The organism is Geothrix campi, from assembly GCF_024609265.1.
Classification (GTDB): Bacteria; Acidobacteriota; Holophagae; order Holophagales; family Holophagaceae; genus Geothrix; species Geothrix campi.
Window position 1 is genome coordinate 653248 of record NZ_JANHMP010000001.1, and the last position, 18446, is coordinate 671693.

The window sequence follows — 18446 nt, forward strand, 5'->3', positions numbered from 1 at the left end:
ATCAAACCCCCTTCTGCTCCGCCCCCCAGATGACCTTGTGCAGCTGCATCTGTACGCGCACGGGTAGGCCGTCGGCGACGACCTGCTCGGCGAGCCAGGCCGGGTCGAGGCTGCCCCAGACAGGGCTGAAGATGACCTCCAGCCGGTCCCACACCTGTCGTTCGGCACACCAGGCCTTGGCCCAGGCGTAGTCGGCCTGGTCGCAGAGCACGAATTTCAGTTCGTCCTGGCCGGGGACCATGTGCTCGAGGTTCGATTCGAGCCAGCGATGGACCTCGCCGCTGCCGGGGGTCTTGCGGTCCACGATCTTGACCACCTCGCGCGGAACCGGTGCCAGATCGTGGCTGCCCGCGGTCTCCAAGGCCACTTCGTAGCCCAGGCCCAGCAAGGCCCGCAACAGTTCGGGTGCCTGAGGGTGGGCCAGGGGCTCGCCGCCCGTCAATTCCACGAAGGGAGCACTGGGGCCCGTCCGGGGGGGGCCCAGACGCTGGCGGGTCTCGGCCAGAAGGTCCTCCAGCTCACGCATCGTTCCGTCGTAGAAGGCGTACTCCGTATCGCAGTACGAGCAGCGCAGCGGGCAGCCCGTGAGGCGGATGAACAGGCAGGGACGCCCGATGCGGGCGCCTTCGCCCTGGATCGAATGGAAGATCTCATTAACCTTGAACTTCATCGGTCCACCCAGCGCCGCCCGCCATCCAGGGTGAGGATCTCACCTGTCAGGAAGGGGCTGTCGGCCGCGTAACGCACAGCCCGGGCGAGGTCGGCGGGTTCACCGATGCGCTTCAGCAGGGTACGCTCCGCAAGGAAGGCACCATCGCTGCCTTCCGCTGGCAACAGGACTCCCAGCGCGTGGCCCACCACCCGCACTTTGGGTGCAAGCAGCTGGGCCAGGCCTGGTATCAACGCGGCGAGCCCGGCCTTGGCGGCGCTGTAGGGCAGGCGCTTGAGCCAGGGGCGATGAATCGAGGTATCCAGCAGGATCTGGAGGCAGGCGCCTTCGACAAGGTGCGGCGCCAGGGTCTGGGCGCAGAGGAACGGGAAGCCCAGGTTCAAGCGCCAGGTGGCCTCCAGAAGGTCCGGCGTCCAGGTGCCGAGGGGATGTTCGGGGAAGGTTCCAGCTAGCAGCACGGCGCCGGAAATCGCCCAGCCCTCCGCCTTCAGGCTCTCCAGATCTGCCATCATGCGGGAGTTCAGTTCCGGGCTCTCCGCATTCCAGACAAGTGTCCGGATCCTCGCCGTCTTCGACAAGTCATTCACCCAGGTTTCGCCGTCCCAGGGCCTTGAACTGGTCAACACCAGATCGTGATCCCGGGCCAGATTTTCCGCCAGGGCCCGGCCCAGCCGCTGCCTTCCGCCCACCAGCACCCAGCAGGCCCTTTCGTTCCGCGAGATCCGCTCCATCGGGGCATTCTTTCACAAAGGTCCTATGAACCCCTACCTCAAACGCATCCGCTGGCGCCTGCTTTGGATCAGCTTCGCCTGCCTCACGCTGGCGTTGGGGTCCTTCGGCCTCAACCAGTGGGTGTACGCCGCCTCCGATGACCAGTGCTCCTGGATCCTCGAGAACGGGAAGATCGTCATCCGCGAGATCCTGCCAGACGGCGTGGCCGAGGAGGCGGGCCTCCTTGAGGGCGACGAGCTGGTGAAAATCCAGGGTCGGGCCTTCGAACCCACGGTGGAGGGCACGCTCAAAGCCCAGCGGTTCATCAATGCCAAATCCCAGGGCACCATCCTGATCTACACCGTGAAGCGCCAAGACCGGCAGATCCTGTTACCCCTGCGTCTGGTGAAACCTCTGGACCTGGAACAGCTGGCCCTGCTGCTGAACGGCATCCTCGCCTGGGCCATCAGCCTGCTGGTGGTGCTGTCAGCGCCCGAGCGCAAGACCTCGCGGCACTTCTTCTACCTGGCGGCCACGGCGTTGCTGATGTCCGGCGCCACGGTCGGACTGAATGCGCCCATGGCCATGCGGATCGCTGTGAACATCATGGCCTCTCTCACGGCGGCGCTGCTTCCCCCTCTGTGGATCCACTTCTTCCTGCGCTTCCCCCATCCCTTCCGCCTGCGGAAGAACCGGCGCTTCCTCCAGGCCGTCTATGGGACCTTCGCGCTGATGGCCGTGCTGCAGTTCCTCGTCCGGCTCTGGGTCACCCTCAGTGATGGCGCGCTCCGCACCCCCTCAGGCGCGCCGCCGGAAGGGGTGCTCAAGGCCGCGCTGAACGTCTTTGGGTTCCTGCCCATCCCGCTCTACGCCGGAGCGGCGCTGGCCGGCCTGGGCTTCTTCCTGGCCGGAACCTTCCAGGTCCCCGAGCGCCGCCGCCGGGCCCTCCTGCCCTCCCTCATCGTGGCGGCGGTGCTCTGCCTGGACCTGCTGGCCTGGACCGTGCTCCGGGCCCGCTACGGGGGCAGCCTCCTCTTCCGCCGGCAGGTCTTCATCTTCATGCTGCCGGCGCCGCTGCTGCCGCTGAGCTTCGCCTTCGCCATCTTCCGCCACGGCCTCTTCGAGGTGCGGAAAGTGCTGCTGCGGTGGGTGAGCTACATGGCCATCCTGGCCCTCACGGTGGCCGGTTACCTGGGTGGCCTGGCCTGGGCCTTCTCCCACCTATCCTCGATCCCGCCGGGCTGGGCGGGGGCCCTCATCGGCCTTCTGGCCCTGCCCCTGGGCTGGACCTTGCGCCGCCTGTTGAGGGGCATCCGCCGCCGCTTCCGCCGGGACTTCTCCAGCACCCGCGAGATCGCCCTGAGCGCGGTGCGCGAACCCCGGAAACGCTTCAGCGAGGAGGCCCTGCTGAAGTCCCTGCGCCGAGCCCTCGACGAAGCCTTCCAGCCCCAGTTCCTGGACGTGCTGCCCATCGAGTCGCGCCAGCTCCTGCTGCCCGCCGCAGAGGCCACGGATCGCGACGACCGGCGGGTGCACTTCCCGCCCCAGCCCCTGCGGCTGCCTCCGGGCCTGCTCCGCCTCGCCCGGGAGAACCGCGAGCTGGTGCTGGGCCTGGGCAGCGAAGAGGCTGATTGGATCCGCGAACAAGGGGAAGGCATCCGCGCCCACGTGGATGCTTTGGGAGCCCAACTGCTCCTGCTGATCCTCGCCGGGGACCACCCCCACAGCGCCGTACTCCTGGGTGGCAAGTATGCCGAACTGAACTATGGCCGCGAGGACCGCGAACTCCTGCGCGAGGTCGCCCTGACCGCTGGGCAGGTGCTGGAGACGGCTGTGATGCACCAGCGCCTCCTGGCCCAGGAACGCCTGAGCCAGGAACTGGAGACTGCCCGGCGCATCCAGGAGGGGCTGATCACTTCGCATCTGCCGCCCATCCCGGGTTTCCAGGTGGCCCTGCGCCTGGAACCCGCCCTGGAGACCGGGGGTGACCTGCTCTTCGTGAAGCGGCGACCCAGCGGCAATTGGCTGGCGGCCGTGGGAGACATCTGCGGCAAGGGACTCGCCGCGGCCCTCTACATGGCCCAGGCCACGGCCCTGCTGGAGCAGGCCGCCCAGCGGGAGGACCAGAGCCTCGAGGAGATGCTCGGGTGCCTGGATCACACCCTCCGCCAGCTGCTCGGACAGCGGGGCTTCCTCACCCTGGTCCTGCTGGAATGGGACGAGCAGGGTCGCTATCGGCTGGCCCGGGCCGGCCATCCCGGTGCCCTCATGCTCCAAGGGGTCTCCGAGGACTGCTCGACCGAGATGACACCCCATGGCCGCGGCCTGGGCTTGCGCCCCGCGGGGCCCGGCGACTGGGAGGTGGTCGAAGGGATCCTCCCTCCCAAGGGGTGGATGGTGCTCTACAGCGACGGCCTGTCCGAAGCCATGAACCACGAGGGCGAACTCTACGGCGTGGCCCGCTTGTGCAACCAGCTCCGCCGTCTCTGGGGCACAGGAAGCCCCCGGGCAGCCTGCGAAGCGGTCTTCCAGGATGTGGCGGCATTCGATACCCAGAACCGGGATGACCGGACTCTGTTTATCCTGGGTAGGGAGCACCCATGACCCGCCCCGCCCTCCGATGGACCATTCCCTCCCTTCTGGCGCTCCAGTTGCTCATGCTCTGGCTGCAGGGGGCCCAGCTCCACCGCCAGAACCAGGTGCTGCAGGGCCTGCGCGAGGACATCCAGGCGCTCACGGAATCCCTGGATAACAGCCAGGGCCCTGTCTCCGGCAGCGACGATACCGAGGCGGTGCCCGCGAGCACGCCCCCCAAAAACCAGGCCAGCTCCCATGAACATGTCGCGGTACTCGGCATCCAGGAGGAGCAGGAAGGCGCCGCCAAGGACCTGCAGGCGTCCCGGGAATCAGCGCAGAAGGCCGTGAAGGATGCCCGGGAGGTCCGCTCCAAGCTCTCGATCGAGGAGAATGCCCGGAAGGCGGAGGAGGCCAAGAAGGTCCAAGCCGCCACCAGTTCCTGGATGAACTGGGCCTGGGGCGCCGTGGGTCTGGTGGCGGCCGCCCTGGTGGCCCGCTCGGTGATCCGCCGGCGGGGCTGATGTCGCTCCTCGAATACCTCCGCCTGGATCCGCAATGCCGGAACCTGGCCGAAGGCGCGATCCATGCTGTGGCCCCGGCCCTGGAAGACCCCGACCCCGCGCCGGTGATCATGCAACTGAATGACTGGGCCTTCACCCTCGCAGGCCGCATGCCCCTGCCCTGGAACACCCACCAGGCCCTGGAGGCCCTGAACCACCTGCTCTTCGTCGAACTGGGCTTCGAGGGCGATCGGGAGACCTACGATGACCCCCTGAACGCGCTGCTCCCCGCCGTGGTGACGAGGCGCAAGGGCCTCCCCATCGCCTTGTCCATCCTGTGGATCGATCTGGCGCGACGACTGGGCTTCGACGCTGTGGGCGTGGGACTGCCCGGGCACTTCATTGCCGGCCTGCGCACCGAACACGCCCTGCTCTGCTTCGATCCGTTCAACCATGGGCGCGCCGTGGGTGAAGAGGGCGGAGCCGCCCTGGTGAAGGCCGCCAGCGCCGGCCGGATCGCCTTCCACCGGGACATGCTGAGCCCTGCCACGGATCGCCAGATCCTCGTGCGGCTGGTGCGCAACCTGCACCTGCGCTTCATGCACGCCGAGGACTGGGAAGAGGCCCTGTGGACGGCCACCCACTTGATCCTGCTGAATCCGGGAGATTCGCGGTCCCACAAGGAGCGCGCCTTCGTTCATCTCCAGCGGGATGAGCCCGGACCCGCCCTGCGCGACCTCCGCGAAGCCCTGCGCCTCAGCCCGGACCCGGACCCCGAGATCCAAGCCTGGCTCCAGCAGTTGGAAGCCTCAGGCTAGGCGCCCTGGCCGAGGCATTTCCGGATAGCGACTGTGACATCCTCCCCCTTGTGGAGAAAGACGATCTCCACCCGGACCGGGCCGTCCAGGAAGGGGAAGGTGAACTGGAAGGTTCGCGAAGGTTCGTTCCCCTGGCAGAACTCCCGGAAGGCACCGAGAAAGGCCTGGACCGAGGTGCACGGGGCGATCTCGGTGAAGAAGTTCCGTCCGATCACACTCAGGGGCTCCCGCTTGGCGAGTTCACTTTCCGCGCGGTTGTAGCTGAGAACCGTCCCATCCACCGCCAGAACGATCACCCCGAAAGGGAGGCCGTCCAGTTCCCTCTCAGAGAGGTCTGGAATCCCCCGCAACTCGCGATAGCAGGCCCAGCAAATGCCGTGGGAGTCCGCAGCTTCGCTCTGCCCAATCAGGGCTCCACACCAGGCGCACAGGACATTTGCCATCGCAGCTCCGGTCTGCTGGTTACCGCTCCCCTCACACTGATGACCGACAGTTGGTCGCTGTCGATCACCGGGCCGCGTCCACCATCTTGATCAACGCTGCCTCGACGTCATGTGCGATGGGAAGCAGCGCCGGATCCTGCGAAAGCCCTGCAAGCAGGTCGGACGGGGGGATCAGCCCGATTCGCGTGTTCCCCTGCTCCGTGTAGACGGAAATGCGACAGGGCAGCGCCATGTTCAGCCGCAGGTCGAGACCGAGGACCTTGGCCGCCTGGCCAGGGTTGCACACCTCAAACACGCGGCAGGCTTCGGTAAAGGGAAAACCCTTGCTGCGCAGCGTGTTCCCCAGGTCGTGGACATGGAGCACTCCGAAGCCCCCCGCCGTCACGGCGGCCTCCAGATCGGTCGAGGCCTGCTCGAAGGGTTTATCGGATTCGACGATGTAGTACATCTTCCACCTCCAGTGGTTGCCACAACGGCCCTGAAGCCGCGGGTTTCCGGGACGCAACCCTATCACGAAGCGGGGGCCCGAAGGCCCCCGCTGCTGACTGCTGAATCAGATGACCGGCAGCTACTTCTGCTGCGCCTCCACCACGGTCAGCGCCGTGAGATGGATGATGTCGTTCATGTCGCTGTGCCGCTGGAGTACGTGGACTGGAGCGGCCATGCCGCAGGTGATGGGACCGATGACTTCGGCGCCCGCCAGCCGCTGCACCAGCTTGTAGCCGATGTTGCCGCTGGTGAGGTCGGGGAAGATCAGCACGTTCGGCCCGCCCGGGAGGTCCACCCAGGGGTAGTTCTCGGTCAGGATTCCATCGCCCAGGGCGGTGTCCGCCTGCATCTCACCGTCGCACTTGAGGCCGGGACGCTGGGCCTTCACCATTTCCACGGCCTTCTGGACCTTGCGGACCAGGGGATGGTCCACGCTGCCGAAATCGGAGAAGGAGAGCATGGCGACCTGAGGCTCCATGTTGAAGGTGTCTTTCGCCAGGTCCGCGGTGAGCAGGGCGATCTCAGCCAATTCCTCGCTGTTGGGCTCGATGTTCATGGTCGTATCGGAGAAGAACAGCACGCGGTTCTTCAACACCATGGTGTAGACACCGCACACGCGCTTGACGCCCTTGCGGGTGCCGATGACCTCCAGGCAGGGCCGGATGGTGTCGGGGTAGTACATCGTCAGGCCCGCGATCAGACCGTCGGCCTTGCCCATGCGGCACATCATGGCCCCGAAATAGATGCGTTCCCGCACCTTGCGCCCGGCCTCATCGCGGGTGACGCCCCTGCGCTTCCGCAGTTCCAGGAAGGCATCCTCAGCCTCCTTGCGCCAGGTGACCGTGCCGGGATCCAGGACCTCGATGCCGCCCAGCGAGATGCCGTGGTCGGCCGCCACGGCCTTCACCTTGGCGGGATCGCCCAGAAGAATGGGGATGCAGATGCCCTCTTCCACCATCTGAGCAACCGCCTGGAGGATCAGCGGATGGTCGCCCTCGGGGAAGACCACCCGCTTGGGGTTGGCCTTGGCCCGGTGGATGACGCTGCGGATGACGTCCTTGCTGCGCCCCTGGAGTCCTTCCAGGCGCTCCTTGTAGGCTTGCATGTCGGCGATGGGCTGCTTGGCCACGCCGGTCTCCATGGCTGCCCGGGCGACGGCAGGGGCCACCCACAGCAGGACGCGGGGATCGAAGGGCTTGGGGATGATGTATTCAGGCCCGAAACTGAACTTCTGCCCGGAGTAGGCCTTCACCACGGAATCCGGCACCTCCTCCTTGGCCAGCGCGGCCAGGGCCTTGGCGGCGGCCAGTTTCATGGGCTCATTGATCTCTGAGGCACGCACGTCCAGGGCGCCGCGGAAGATGAAGGGGAAGCCCAGGACGTTGTTCACCTGGTTGGGGTAGTCGCTGCGCCCCGTGGCCATGATGATGTCGTCGCGGGTGGCCTTGGCCGTGGGGTAGTCGATCTCGGGGTCAGGGTTGGCCATGGCAAAAACGATGGGTTTCTTGGCCATCGCCTTGATCATGTCGGGCGTCAGTACCCCCTTGCTGGAACAGCCCACGAAGACATCGGCGCCGACGATGACGTCGCCCAGCGTCCGGTGTTCGGACTTCTTGATGAACTTCTCCTTGTAGGGGTTCATGCCCTCCGTGCGGCCCTCGTAGACGAGTCCCTTGGTGTCGCACAACCACAGGTTCTTCAGGTCCACGCCTGCCGCGATCATCATGTTCGCGCAGGCGATGGCCGCGGCGCCCGCGCCGCTGAACACCACCTTCATATCGCCCAGCTTCTTCCCGGTCAGCTCGGCCGCGTTCATGAGGGCCGCGGTGCTGATGATGGCCGTGCCGTGCTGGTCGTCGTGGAAGACGGGGATATTCATCTCCTTCTTCAGTCGGGTCTCGATCTCGAAGCACTCGGGGGCTTTGATGTCCTCGAGGTTCACACCGCCGAAGGTGGGTTCCAGCGCCTTCACCACCTGGCAGAAGCGATCGACGTCCAGTTCATTCACTTCGATGTCGAACACGTCGATGTCGGCGAAGCGCTTGAAGAGCACGCCCTTGCCTTCCATCACCGGCTTGCCGGCGAGGGCCCCAATGTTGCCCAGACCCAGCACGGCGGTGCCGTTGGAGATCACGGCCACCAGGTTGCCCTTGGCGGTGTATTTGTAGGCGTCCTCGGGGTTCTTTTCGATCTCCAGGCAGGGTTCTGCCACCCCTGGGGTATAGGCGTTGGCCAGGTCGCGGGCGGTCGAACAGGGCTTGGTGGCGACGACCTCGATCTTGCCTTTCCGTCCCTGCGAATGGTAATCGAGGGCTTCCTGCTTGCGTTTCATGGCCACACTCCTTGAATTGAGTGCCCTGTCTATGGGCTGAATGCCACCAAGCTTACACCTCGTCATACGCGATCATGCCTGTAAGGTCATCAATCCCCCCCGTTGTTGCACGGGTCACAAGAGATGCTTTCCCGGTGGGCCGGGCTGGATTAGGATCCAACCACCCCCATCACGGAGCCTCCATGCGCCTGCTGCCCTTCCTGTTGCCCTGCCTGCTGGCCCTTCCTGTCCTGGCCCAGAAGGCCAAGGCGCCCGGCAAGACACCAGCCAAGGCCGCCGAGCCGGTCAAGGAGGCCAAGGTCGACTGGGATGGCGAATGGACGCTTGCGGCCTCACAAAGTGACAAGCTCGACGAGCAGATCGAAGCCCACGTCAAGGATCTGAACTTCGCCATGAAGCTCTACTGGAAGAAAAAGCTCCAGTCGGCCTGCAAGGAGTTCAACAAACTGGACATCCTGGCGGGGGAAAGCTTCTCGGTGACCATGGGCCGGGAGCGACCCATCGACACGCCTGCGGACGGCACGGAAAGCGACTGGAAGCGCAGCGATGACACCGTGTTCAAGGCCACCCTCACCAAGGATGGCCCCACCATGATCCAGACAGTCATCGGCGACGGCCACACGCTGAAGTACGTCTACTCCATGCGGAAGGATGGGAACTCGCTGGCCCTGCAGGTGACCTACACCCACCCCAAACTGGATAATCCGTTCAGCTACAAGCTCGTCTTCAAGCGGAACGACTGAGCCGGGGTCAGGCAAACTAGGCGGATGCGCCCGCTGGCCCCACCGCCCCTCTCCTGCCGACCACCCTGGTGGGCATCTTCGGGGCACCTCCAGACCATCCTCGGCAACTACCTTCCCGGAGAGCCCTCGGCCTATCCTTCGAAGCCCTTCCGCATCCCGCTGCCGGATGGCGACCAGCTCACGGGGCGCCACTTTCCCGGCGAGACCGATGTGCTGGTGATGGTCTTCCATGGCCTGGGCGGGGACGACCAGGCCCACTACGTGCGCCGCAGCATCGCCTTGGCCCGGAAGCTCGGCCACCACGTCTGGACCGTGAACCACCGGGGCTGCGGCGAGGGCCGAGGCCTGGCGAAACGGCCCTACCACAGCGGCTCCGGAGAGGATCTGGGCGCGGCCTTCGCTGCCGCGCGGGAGCGCCATCCGCACCTGCGCCAGCTGGCCATCGGCTACTCCCTCTCGGCCAACGCGCTGCTGCTGAACCTGGGCGGCGGCCTGCCGGAACCCGCCGCGCAACCCGATTTCGCCATCGCCGTAAACCCGCCTGTGGATCTGGGCGCCTGTTCCTCCAGCATCCACACCGGCCTCAGCCGGCTCTATGAATTGCGCTTCATCAAGCGCTGCCGCAAGGCGATCCGCCAACGCGTGGAAGATGGCCTCATTCCAGACGTCTACCGGACCGGCCCCTTCATGAGTCTGCGCGAGTTCGACGATGCCTACACCACGAAGGCCGCGGGCTTCCGGGACGCCGACGACTACTACGCCCGTTGCTCGGCCCGCCACCACCTCTCGAAGATCGCGGTTCCCACCGTGATCCTGATGGCCAAGGACGATCCCTTCATCCCCTGGCGGCACGCCGCCGAGGCCGAGCCTTCAGCCGCCGTCCACCTCCACATCGAGCCCTGCGGCGGCCACATGGGCTACCTCAGCCGCGAGCTCCCCGGGCATCGCTGGTTGCCCTATGCGGTCGACCACTACATCCGCGAGCTGCTCCGCGGGTGAGCGCCACCCCGTGCGATCAGTGGGAGTCCACCAGGACCAGCGTCTTCTCGTCTCCCGTCCCCTGGGTCCAGAGGACGGAGGTTCCATGGGGGCACATGGCCAGCCTGGGAGATTCGCAGATGGAACCGGGAGCCGAGCCCATGATTCTGGGGGCGGACCAGACACCCTGGCGGGTGCGGAGCGAGACGTGATCCCCGGTCGCCCCGCGCTGGACCACCAGGAATCCCGCGCGTCCGTCCGGCCCCATGTCGAGCGCATAGTCGTGGGGACGCCCCTCGTCCTGGTCAAGACACTCCACACCGGGTTCCCAGGCCCGTCTCCTGAAGGCCTTCGAGAACAGCCGGGACACCCCCCCGCTTTCGCGCTGGCACCAGGCGGCTAGGGCCTCGCCCTCCCCGTTCATGATCAGCCGCGGGGAGGAGATCTCCTGGGACGTGGTCAGGGTGACGGGCTCGCTCCAATCGCCCTCCTGGACATTGTAGAAACTTGCCTCAAGGGCGCCCCGCTGGCCGTAGGGGGCGTGGATCCACAAGGCGAGGGCATTCCCGTGATCGTCCATGGCCACCTGATGGTGATGGGCTGCATGCGCCACCACGGGGACGGGACGATCAGACCAGATCCGGTCCGAGGGCCAGTAATGGCTGGCCAGTAGCCCTTCGAACAGGCTGTCCTGGCCCTCCCACAACACCATGGCGTGTTCCCGCTGATTCGCGGCCAGTCGGGGCGAGGCCATCGGATCCGAGGGAAGGCCGAGGATGACAGGTTCCTTCTCCCAGGCCTCTCCCCGCGTGCTGAAGGAGTGGGCCATGACTTCGATCCGGCCCACCTTCTCGTGGAGCCACACCACCAGTGCGTCTCCCCGGCGATCCACCGCGACCTGGAGGTGACGGACCAATCCGGGCGTCCGGAACACCACATGCCCCAGGTCCTCGCCAGCTCCCAGGGCCTTGCCGAGGATCTGCCGCTCCTCCCCCAGGTCCGCCAGCCAGACCGCAAGGCCTCGGCCCTCGGGGTTCAACGCGAGCCTGGGATTCACCCCCTCGCCGAATGGGAGTCGCGAAAGTGCCGGGGAAGCGGCCGGTCCCATGGGCATGGTCCACAGGCTGCCGCCGTTCTCCCACAGAGCCAGACCGCGCCCCCGATGATCCAGCGCCAGGCGGGCCTCGCCGAGGCGGCCCCGATCAAGAGGAGCCGCTGCCCGCCACCGCTGGTCGTTGGATTCCACCGGTGCAGGTTTGAGTGCTTGAGCGAAACGCTTGAGAAGTCCCATGGCCATGCGGCCCTCTTACCCGGGGGATGGAGTAGCCCAGCCTCCCACCGGTCTCAACCATCATGCCACTCAGAATCGATTCAAATAATCATGAAAATATTAAATATTCGTTCATTTTACCTGGCCGATGCGGCATTTCCCAGGCCCCGCCGGAGGCCGGCCACCACGCCAGGAAGCAAGGTGGCCAGGACCTGGATCTGGGCGGCGGTGGTGCCTAGCCCCAGACTGAAGCGCACGGTCCCCTGGGCGTAGGTGTCGGGGACATGCATGGCCCGCAGGACATGGCTGGGCTCGCGCATGCCCGTACTGCAGGCGCTGCCGGTGGACACACAGATGCCATGCTCCGCCAGCTTCAGCTGCAGGGCCTCGCCCTCGATGCCCGCGAAGCCCACCAGGCAGGTGTTCGGCAGCCGATCAGCCGCCGCGCCATGGATGCGCACGTCGGGGATATCGGCGAGGATCCGGGCCTCCAGGGCATCCCTCAGGCCGCGCACGCGGGCCATCTCCGGCAGCCGGGCCTTCGCCAGTTCCGCCGCCTTGCCCAGGCCGACGAGACCCGGGACGTTCTCCGTACCCCCGCGCCGGCCGCGCTCCTGGGAGCCGCCCAGCATGAGGGGCTTCAGACGCACGCCGCGGCGGATCATGAGCAGGCCCGTGCCCTTGGGCCCGTGGAACTTGTGACCGCTGAGACAGAGCAGGTCCACACCCCAGGCACCGGCATCGACCGGGATCTTGCCCATGGCCTGGGTGGCATCCACCAGGAAGAGGGCCCCCCGGGCTTTCGCGATGCGGGCCGCGTCGGCCACCGGGAACAGCACCCCCGATTCATTGTTGGCGGCCATGACGGCCACCAGGGCTGTATCTGGCCGCACGGCTGCTTCAAGGGTATCCAGATCCAAGTGGCCGGCATCATCCACCCCCACATCCGTGGCCTCGCCGCCCTGCCCTTTCCACCAGCCCACCAGGGCCCGCACGGCCGGATGCTCCACGGCGGTGGTGACCAGATGGCGCTTCGCAGGGACGCCCTCCCACACCCCGCGGAACGCGTGGTTGAGGCTTTCGGTTCCGCCGCTGGTGAACACGATCTCTGCGGGCGTGCAGCCCACCAGCGCGGCCGCCTGCTCCCGGGCCGCCACCACCGCGCCATCCGACAGGTGCCCCAGCGCGTAGGCAGCGCTGGCATTGCCGAAGCGCTCCGTGAACCAGGGCCGCATGGCCTCGAAGACCTCGGGATCGAGGGGCGTGGTGGCGTTGTGGTCGAGGTAGATCAGGTCCATGAAGTCATTGTCCCATCCCCGCCCGGTTGCGGAGATAGGCCAGCGCCTCAGACCAGGGCGGCCGCCCTGGGACCAGGGGCAATTCGTTGTGGGTGGCGCTGGGAATCTCCCACGTGCGGACGGGTCCCGGGCAGCCCTGGGCCAGCCGGCGCCCCTGCGCGGCACCCACCACCTCATCCCGCCCCGCTACCACGATCGCCACCGGGCCGTGATAGCCAGGGATGGCCCCCAGGCTGTCCCAGCGGTCCCGCAGGATCAGTTTCATGGGGAAGTAGGGGTAGTGCCGCGCGGCCACCTCCGTCATCCGGGCGAAAGGTGTGACCAAGAGCAGCCCGGCCACGAGCTTCGGCTCAGTGGCAGCCACCTGCACCGCCACACCGGACCCGAGGCTCTCCCCCAGCAGGAACACCGGCGCGCCGGATTCCGCCTTCAGCTGGCGCAGCGCCGCGCGAGCGTCGGCCACCAGCGAGGCCTCGGACCGTTCGCCCTCCCGGGGACCGTAGCCCGGGTACTCCAGCAGCACGCCCTCGAAGCCCGCCGCCTCGATCACCCGTAGGTAGTCCGCACGACCCAGGGCGTCACCGGCGTTCCCATGCAGGACGAGAACCCTGGGGGTGCCCAACCTGGCCGCCCGCCGCCAGCCGAGCACGCTCCCCTTCGCATCCCGCCAGGGGACCACGCGTCCGCCAACAGCCCGCTGAACGGCCTCCGGCTCGGGTTCGCGATCGGGGAAGTACATCATGCGCCGCTGGGTCAGGAAGGCCACGAGGCAGAGCCCCGCGTAGAGCCCGAATCCCCAACCCACCAGCTTGAGGAAGTTGACGATCCAGAGGGGCCAGGACCGGACCATGGCTCAGCCCTCGCTCGCCCGGAGGCAGGCCAAAGCCTCGACCCGGGCTGCCAAGTCTGGTGCCTTGCCCTGGAAGTTCCTTCCCGAGCCGCCGCCCTTGGCGCCGAGAACCGCCGCCACGGCCCGGCCGAGGGTGGGCACATCCAGCGCGGAGGCCTCCCCCGCGCTCAGCAGGAAGAGCCCCAGCCCACCCGCATCGGCCGTGAGGAACACGGCCTTGGCGGGATTCGCCGCGAGCACCTGGCGCGCCACCTTCTGGAGGAAGGCCATGTCGCGGCCCCCGGCATGGGCCTCCACCAGTGCCTCCGGCCGCGCAGCCAAGGCCGCCGCCTGGACCTCAGCCAGGTCTTCCTCCAGCTTGCGGACGCGGCGCTCGGCGGCCAGGAGCTGATCCAGTCTGGTCTGGAGGGCGGGTACCAGCTCCTCATCCGGCGCGCCCAGCAGCGCGCGCAGGGCGGCGTTGCGGGTCTCATGGGCGCCGAACCGCGCCCGCACCCGACCACCTGCCACGTAGAAGAGCCGGGTGCCCCCACGAATCGACTCGGTGCCCAGCAGCTTGAGGGCCTCGATCTCGCCCGTGTGGCGCAGGTGGGTGCCTCCACAGGTGTTCAGGTCCACGCCGGCGATCTGCACAAGGCGGATGTCGCCCGTGTGGCCTTCCGGCAGACCTCGGGAACGCACAGCTTCCTGCCCGTAGGCCTCGGGGCTCACGCGCCGGGTGCTGACCTCGCGATGGGCCCGGATCTCCGCGGCCACGGCCGCTTCCAACCGCTCCATCTCCGCGGGCGAGATCGCGGCCGCGTCCAGTTCGATGTCGCAGACGGTGGCCCCCAGGTGGAAGGCCGTGGTGCCCCAACCGAACTGATCCTGGGCCACGGCCGTCAACAGGTGCTGGCCCGTGTGCTGCTGCATGTGATCGAAGCGGCGGACCCAATCCAGTTCCAGCGAGGCCGGCCCTTCCACAAGGGGCGAAGCCAGGTAGTGGCGGATCTCACCCTCCAGCTTCTGGACATCCAGGACCGCCACGCCACGCAACATCCCACGGTCGCTGGGCTGGCCGCCCCCCTCGGGGTAGAGGATCGTGTCCTCCAGGATCGTGAAGGGACGGCCCTGCTCCTCCCCGGCGCGGAGCACGCGGGTCTCCAGGGTGGTGAGGTAGGGGTCGCGTTCATAGGCGGGGATCGTATCCATGGGACCAGCCTACCTCGGAGTGATTCCCCGGTCCTTTTCTGTCACGGTGCGTGGCTGGGCAAGGACCGGCAGCAGCGCCAGTGGCAGCAGCAGGAGGAAGAGGCGCCCGGACGGCACCATCCAGAAGGGGGCTGCGGCGAACCAGGCGGCAGCTTCCCGCGTGTTGGCCCGGGGTCCGAAGGCCGCGCCGCCCAGGGCATAGCCCGGCGAGGCGGCCAGGCCTCCCTTCGCCGCCTGGAGACCGAGCGCCAGCCCGCCTGCCGCCCACACTCCGATCGAGCAACCGCCCAGTGCGAGCCCGCCGATGGCGCAACCACCGATCGCCAGGCCACCCAGGGCGAGGCCTCCGAACGAGACTGTGCCGAAGGCCAGGCCGCCGATGGCCAGGAAGGGACTGAGGGCGATGTCCCCGATGGCAATCCAGGCGCGGGCCGGTCCCTTCAGGTGGGGGCTCGCACCAACCTCCGCCACCGCCAATTCGAAGACAGGCAGCCCGAGAAAGACAGTCTTGGAAGTGAGCCTCATGACCAGCCTCGCCAGGGATGGTCCTATCCTACGCGCAGACGGGACGCGCTAGGCTGGAAGGACCGTGAGCCACACCACCCCGCTCCCCGAACGCATGCGACCTTCGACGCTGGCCGAGGTGGTGGGCCAGGCCCACCTCCTCGGCCCCAAGGGCGCGCTGACACGGCTCACCGCGGGCGGACGGCTGCCGTCCATGGTGATGTGGGGGCCGCCCGGGACCGGCAAGACGACCCTGGCCCGCATCCTGGCCGAGGCCACGGGCCACGGCTTCATGGAGTTCTCGGGGGCCAGCGGCAGCGCGGCAGAGCTGAAAAAGTTCCTGTCCGACAGCCGCGAGATGCCGCTGTTCCGCACGGTGCCGCCCGTGGTGTTCCTGGACGAGATCCACCGCTTCAACCGGGCCCAGCAGGACATTCTGCTGCCCTTCCTGGAGCGCGGCGAGGCCATCCTCATCGGCGCCACCACGGAGAATCCGGCCTTCTACCTGAACCCGGCGCTCCGCAGCCGCTGCCAGCTCATCGCCCTCAAGGCCCTGGAGCCGGCCCACATCCAGCAGGTGCTCAAGCGGGCCTGGGCCAAGGAGCAGCCCGGGCAGCCGGAGCCTGCGGAGGTCTTCGAGTGGCTCTCCCACTGGGCCGGTGGCGACCTGCGCTCAGCCCTTTCAGGCTTGGAAACCTGGATGGAGATGCCGGATCCGGATCTGGAATCCCTCCAGGGCGCCCTAGGCGGACGCATGATGTTCGACCGCGCCGACGGCCACTACGACCTGGCCAGCGCCTTCCAGAAGAGCCTGCGGGGTTCGGACGCCGACGCGGCCCTCTACTACCTCAGCCGCATGATCCGCGGCGGCGAGGATCCCCGCTTCATCGCCCGGCGCCTCATGGTCTGCGCCGCCGAGGACGTGGGCAACGCCGATCCCCAGGCCTTCCTCCTCTGCGAGGCCGCCAGCCGGGCCGTGGAACAAATCGGCTGGCCCGAGGCCCGCATCCCCCTGGCTCAGGCCGTCATCTACGTGGCCAACGCCCCCAAGAGCAACGCCACGGTCCTGGCCGTGGACGCGGCCCTGGCGGCCGAGGACGCGCCCATCCCCGAGGCCATCCGCGACGCCCACACGGCCACGGCCCGGAAGGCCGGCCGCGGCGCTGGCTACCACTACTCCCACGACGACTACGACCGGGAGCAGGCTTTCCTGCCTGACAAGCTCCGGGGCACATCCTTTTACGAACCGAAACGCCCCCAGGAGCGCAGCTGGCAGGACCGCCAGGAGCCCCATTCGGCGGCCCTCTCGGCCCTCTGGGAGGCCTGGGTGGAGGCCCATCCCGAGGGCGGCGACGTGCCCCTGGAGGCCTGGAGCGCCGAGCTGGCCTGTAGCCGCGAAGGCCTGGCCCGGGCCATCCACAAACTGGCCCAGGGCAGGTTCACCCTGGGCCGGAAGCTGGAAGCAAGGCCGATCTGATCAGTCGAGGTGCCCCATGCGCCCCTCCTGGTAGTCCCGGATGGCCAGCTCGATCTCATCGTATGTGTTCATCACGAAGGGACCATAGTGGGCAATGGGTTCGCGGATCGGTTCCCCCGCGAGCAGCATGAAGCTGACCGGTGTGAGGGCCTCCAGGGCGAGGCTCTCCCCATCACCCAACAGGGCCACGGAGTCCGCCGGCACCTCCGTGCCTTCGATGCGGAGGGAACCATGCAGCGGCACCGCCGCAGCGATCCACCCGGTCGGAACGCTGTGCTGGAAGCGTGCGCCAGCTTCCAGTTCCAGATGGGCGTAGGCGATCCGCGCCGGGGTCTGCGCGGGGCCGGTCACGCCGGCCCAGGTGCCCGCGAGCACCCGCATGCGGCCGCCGGGAATCGTCTGCCAGGGCATGGCTTCCGGCTGGAGGTCCGTGTAGCCCGGGGCGCTGCGTTTTTCGGCCTTGGGCAGGTTGATCCAGAGTTGCACGCCCTCGATGGGGCCGCCAGTCTCAAGGTGCTCGGGCACCGGCATCTCCTCGTGGACAATGCCCGCGCCCGCGTTCATCAGTTGGGCGCCGCCGGGCTGCAGCAGGCCCGAACCGCCCGTGCTATCCCGATGCCGGAAGGCACCCTGGATGAGGTAGGTGAGGGTCTGGAACCCACGGTGGGGGTGGGGAGGAAACCCCGCGTCCGTCCCCGGAGGCAGCACCATGGGACCGAAGTGGTCCATGAGCAGGAAGGGATCCATGGCGCGGAAGGCATCGGCGCCGCGATGCCCCTGACCAGGCACCAGGCGGGTCAGCGGCACGCGGTTGCCGTCCTCCGTGGGGAGGCCGGGAACGAGGATGGAGACAGGTTTGAAGGACATGGAACCTCCTCAGGCGAGATCGAAGAACAGGACTTCTGAGAACGAATCGGCCACCACGGTGAAGGACGGCTCCCCTTCGATGCGGGCGGCGTCCCCGGCGTTCATCGCGGTGCCGTTGAGTGTCACGGCGCCCTTGGCCACCTGCAGGAAACCGGCACGTCCGGTCGGGACGGCGGCCTGCACTTCGCGGCCAGCCTCCAGGCGCGCTGCGAAGACCTTCACATCCTGGAAGACCTTCACGGAACCCTCGGCGCCATCGGGGCTGGCGATGAGGCGCAGGCGGTTCCGCAGCTCGCTTTCAGGGAAAGCCACCTGGTCGTAGCGGGGCGTCAGGCCTTGGCGCTCCGGCAGGATCCAGATCTGGAGGAAATGCACCGGCTCGGTGGCAGAAGCGTTGAACTCGCTATGCCGGATGCCCGTGCCTGCGCTCATGACCTGGGCTTCCCCGGGCCGGATGACACCATGGGTGCCCAGGCTGTCGCGATGCTCCAGAGCGCCGGACAGCACCCAGGTGAGGATCTCCATGTCCCGGTGGCCATGGGTGCCGAAACCTTTGCCGGGCTGCACCCGGTCTTCGTTGAGCACGCGCAGGGCATGGAACTGCTGATGGTCGGGATCGAAGTACTCCCCGAAAGAAAAGGTGTGGCGGGTGTCCAGCCATCCGAAATCGAAGTGGCCCCGGGCCCCGGCAGATCGCAGCGTGATCATGGTGCCTCCTGGATTCATTA

At 67.5% G+C, this 18446-nt stretch carries 18 protein-coding genes; 6 read left to right on the forward strand and 12 right to left on the reverse strand.

From position 1 onward, the window contains the following. Nucleotide 1 precedes the first annotated feature (1 nt). Nucleotides 2-670, reverse strand: coding sequence for a radical SAM protein (locus NOV65_RS03115; RefSeq protein ID WP_257304204.1), 669 nt, complete (start codon nucleotides 668-670; stop codon nucleotides 2-4). Beyond that, a complete protein-coding gene (locus NOV65_RS03120; protein ID WP_257304206.1) occupies nucleotides 667-1401 on the reverse strand; it encodes an SDR family oxidoreductase in 735 nt (244 codons plus the stop codon). Before NOV65_RS03120 ends, NOV65_RS03115 begins: the two co-directional genes overlap by 4 nt. A 25-nt stretch (nucleotides 1402-1426) precedes the next feature. On the opposite strand from NOV65_RS03120, the gene NOV65_RS03125 reads away from it, so the two are divergent. From NOV65_RS03125 to NOV65_RS03135, 3 genes are read left to right on the forward strand one after another with little or no spacing between them, the layout of a single operon-like run. Next, entirely contained in the window at nucleotides 1427-3985 is a 2559-nt protein-coding gene (locus NOV65_RS03125) for a SpoIIE family protein phosphatase (RefSeq protein WP_257304208.1), read from the forward strand. Beyond that, complete coding sequence (locus NOV65_RS03130) at nucleotides 3982-4479, forward strand: hypothetical protein (protein WP_257304210.1); 498 nt, start codon at nucleotides 3982-3984, stop codon at nucleotides 4477-4479. The genes NOV65_RS03125 and NOV65_RS03130 overlap by 4 nt, the downstream gene beginning before the upstream one ends. Then, nucleotides 4479-5276 (forward strand): SirB1 family protein, encoded by a 798-nt coding sequence (locus NOV65_RS03135; RefSeq protein ID WP_257304212.1) that lies wholly within the window; start codon nucleotides 4479-4481, stop codon nucleotides 5274-5276. The genes NOV65_RS03130 and NOV65_RS03135 overlap by 1 nt, the downstream gene beginning before the upstream one ends. Here NOV65_RS03135 and NOV65_RS03140 read toward each other — a convergent pair. The 3 genes from NOV65_RS03140 to NOV65_RS03150 form a co-directional block, all read right to left on the reverse strand. Further along, nucleotides 5273-5719, reverse strand: coding sequence for a PAS domain-containing protein (locus tag NOV65_RS03140; protein WP_257304214.1), 447 nt, complete (start codon nucleotides 5717-5719; stop codon nucleotides 5273-5275). The two genes, NOV65_RS03135 and NOV65_RS03140, sit on opposite strands and share 4 nt — an antisense overlap. A 64-nt stretch (nucleotides 5720-5783) precedes the next feature. After that, nucleotides 5784-6167 carry a DUF302 domain-containing protein gene (locus NOV65_RS03145; protein ID WP_257304216.1) on the reverse strand — a complete coding sequence of 128 codons (384 nt, stop codon included), beginning with the start codon at nucleotides 6165-6167 and terminating at the stop codon, nucleotides 5784-5786. Nucleotides 6168-6287: 120 nt separating this feature from the next. Next, the gene (locus NOV65_RS03150) at nucleotides 6288-8540 is read right to left on the reverse strand and encodes an NADP-dependent malic enzyme (protein WP_257304218.1); all 2253 of its coding nucleotides are present in this window, start codon (nucleotides 8538-8540) and stop codon (nucleotides 6288-6290) included. A gap of 182 nt (nucleotides 8541-8722) precedes the next feature. Between NOV65_RS03150 and NOV65_RS03155 the strand changes: the two genes are divergently transcribed. Beyond that, nucleotides 8723-9283 (forward strand): hypothetical protein, encoded by a 561-nt coding sequence (locus tag NOV65_RS03155; protein ID WP_257304220.1) that lies wholly within the window; start codon nucleotides 8723-8725, stop codon nucleotides 9281-9283. Nucleotides 9284-9307: 24 nt separating this feature from the next. Beyond that, nucleotides 9308-10282, forward strand: coding sequence for a YheT family hydrolase (locus NOV65_RS03160; protein WP_257304222.1), 975 nt, complete (start codon nucleotides 9308-9310; stop codon nucleotides 10280-10282). 16 nt (nucleotides 10283-10298) lie between these two features. Here the strand turns inward: NOV65_RS03160 and NOV65_RS03165 are convergent, their stop codons facing one another. The 5 genes from NOV65_RS03165 to NOV65_RS03185 form a co-directional block, all read right to left on the reverse strand. Next, complete coding sequence (locus NOV65_RS03165; protein ID WP_257304224.1) at nucleotides 10299-11558, reverse strand: hypothetical protein; 1260 nt, start codon at nucleotides 11556-11558, stop codon at nucleotides 10299-10301. A 110-nt stretch (nucleotides 11559-11668) separates the two neighbouring features. Beyond that, nucleotides 11669-12829, reverse strand: a complete 1161-nt coding sequence (locus NOV65_RS03170) for a cysteine desulfurase family protein (protein ID WP_257304226.1) — start codon at nucleotides 12827-12829, stop codon at nucleotides 11669-11671. Nucleotides 12830-12833: 4 nt separating this feature from the next. Next, the gene (locus NOV65_RS03175) at nucleotides 12834-13679 is read right to left on the reverse strand and encodes an alpha/beta hydrolase (protein WP_257304228.1); all 846 of its coding nucleotides are present in this window, start codon (nucleotides 13677-13679) and stop codon (nucleotides 12834-12836) included. Nucleotides 13680-13682: 3 nt separating this feature from the next. After that, the gene (locus tag NOV65_RS03180) at nucleotides 13683-14870 is read right to left on the reverse strand and encodes an alanyl-tRNA editing protein (RefSeq protein ID WP_257304230.1); all 1188 of its coding nucleotides are present in this window, start codon (nucleotides 14868-14870) and stop codon (nucleotides 13683-13685) included. 9 nt (nucleotides 14871-14879) lie between these two features. Beyond that, the gene (locus tag NOV65_RS03185) at nucleotides 14880-15395 is read right to left on the reverse strand and encodes a hypothetical protein (RefSeq protein WP_257304232.1); all 516 of its coding nucleotides are present in this window, start codon (nucleotides 15393-15395) and stop codon (nucleotides 14880-14882) included. A 64-nt stretch (nucleotides 15396-15459) separates the two neighbouring features. Here NOV65_RS03185 and NOV65_RS03190 point away from each other — a divergent pair, with 64 nt between their 5' ends. Continuing rightward, nucleotides 15460-16851 carry a replication-associated recombination protein A gene (locus NOV65_RS03190; protein WP_257304234.1) on the forward strand — a complete coding sequence of 464 codons (1392 nt, stop codon included), beginning with the start codon at nucleotides 15460-15462 and terminating at the stop codon, nucleotides 16849-16851. Here NOV65_RS03190 and NOV65_RS03195 read toward each other — a convergent pair whose 3' ends face one another. After that, on the reverse strand, nucleotides 16852-17718 hold the full coding sequence (locus NOV65_RS03195) for a pirin family protein (RefSeq protein ID WP_257304236.1): 867 nt from the start codon (nucleotides 17716-17718) through the stop codon (nucleotides 16852-16854). 9 nt (nucleotides 17719-17727) lie between these two features. Then, a complete protein-coding gene (locus tag NOV65_RS03200) occupies nucleotides 17728-18426 on the reverse strand; it encodes a pirin family protein (RefSeq protein ID WP_257304238.1) in 699 nt (232 codons plus the stop codon). Between the last annotated feature and the right edge of the window lie 20 nt (nucleotides 18427-18446).

Coding starts and splice junctions, on each gene's coding strand:
- NOV65_RS03150 (WP_257304218.1), bottom strand. CDS start 8,540: ATGAAACGCAAGCAGGAAGCCCTCGATTACCATTCGCAGGGACGGAAA.
- NOV65_RS03165 (WP_257304224.1), bottom strand. CDS start 11,558: ATGGCCATGGGACTTCTCAAGCGTTTCGCTCAAGCACTCAAACCTGCA.
- NOV65_RS03140 (WP_257304214.1), bottom strand. CDS start 5,719: ATGGCAAATGTCCTGTGCGCCTGGTGTGGAGCCCTGATTGGGCAGAGC.
- NOV65_RS03175 (WP_257304228.1), bottom strand. CDS start 13,679: ATGGTCCGGTCCTGGCCCCTCTGGATCGTCAACTTCCTCAAGCTGGTG.
- NOV65_RS03185 (WP_257304232.1), bottom strand. CDS start 15,395: ATGAGGCTCACTTCCAAGACTGTCTTTCTCGGGCTGCCTGTCTTCGAA.
- NOV65_RS03115 (WP_257304204.1), bottom strand. CDS start 670: ATGAAGTTCAAGGTTAATGAGATCTTCCATTCGATCCAGGGCGAAGGC.
- NOV65_RS03120 (WP_257304206.1), bottom strand. CDS start 1,401: ATGGAGCGGATCTCGCGGAACGAAAGGGCCTGCTGGGTGCTGGTGGGC.
- NOV65_RS03125 (WP_257304208.1), top strand. CDS start 1,427: ATGAACCCCTACCTCAAACGCATCCGCTGGCGCCTGCTTTGGATCAGC.
- NOV65_RS03170 (WP_257304226.1), bottom strand. CDS start 12,829: ATGGACCTGATCTACCTCGACCACAACGCCACCACGCCCCTCGATCCC.
- NOV65_RS03195 (WP_257304236.1), bottom strand. CDS start 17,718: ATGTCCTTCAAACCTGTCTCCATCCTCGTTCCCGGCCTCCCCACGGAG.
- NOV65_RS03135 (WP_257304212.1), top strand. CDS start 4,479: ATGTCGCTCCTCGAATACCTCCGCCTGGATCCGCAATGCCGGAACCTG.
- NOV65_RS03180 (WP_257304230.1), bottom strand. CDS start 14,870: ATGGATACGATCCCCGCCTATGAACGCGACCCCTACCTCACCACCCTG.
- NOV65_RS03145 (WP_257304216.1), bottom strand. CDS start 6,167: ATGTACTACATCGTCGAATCCGATAAACCCTTCGAGCAGGCCTCGACC.
- NOV65_RS03155 (WP_257304220.1), top strand. CDS start 8,723: ATGCGCCTGCTGCCCTTCCTGTTGCCCTGCCTGCTGGCCCTTCCTGTC.
- NOV65_RS03200 (WP_257304238.1), bottom strand. CDS start 18,426: ATGATCACGCTGCGATCTGCCGGGGCCCGGGGCCACTTCGATTTCGGA.
- NOV65_RS03160 (WP_257304222.1), top strand. CDS start 9,308: ATGCGCCCGCTGGCCCCACCGCCCCTCTCCTGCCGACCACCCTGGTGG.
- NOV65_RS03130 (WP_257304210.1), top strand. CDS start 3,982: ATGACCCGCCCCGCCCTCCGATGGACCATTCCCTCCCTTCTGGCGCTC.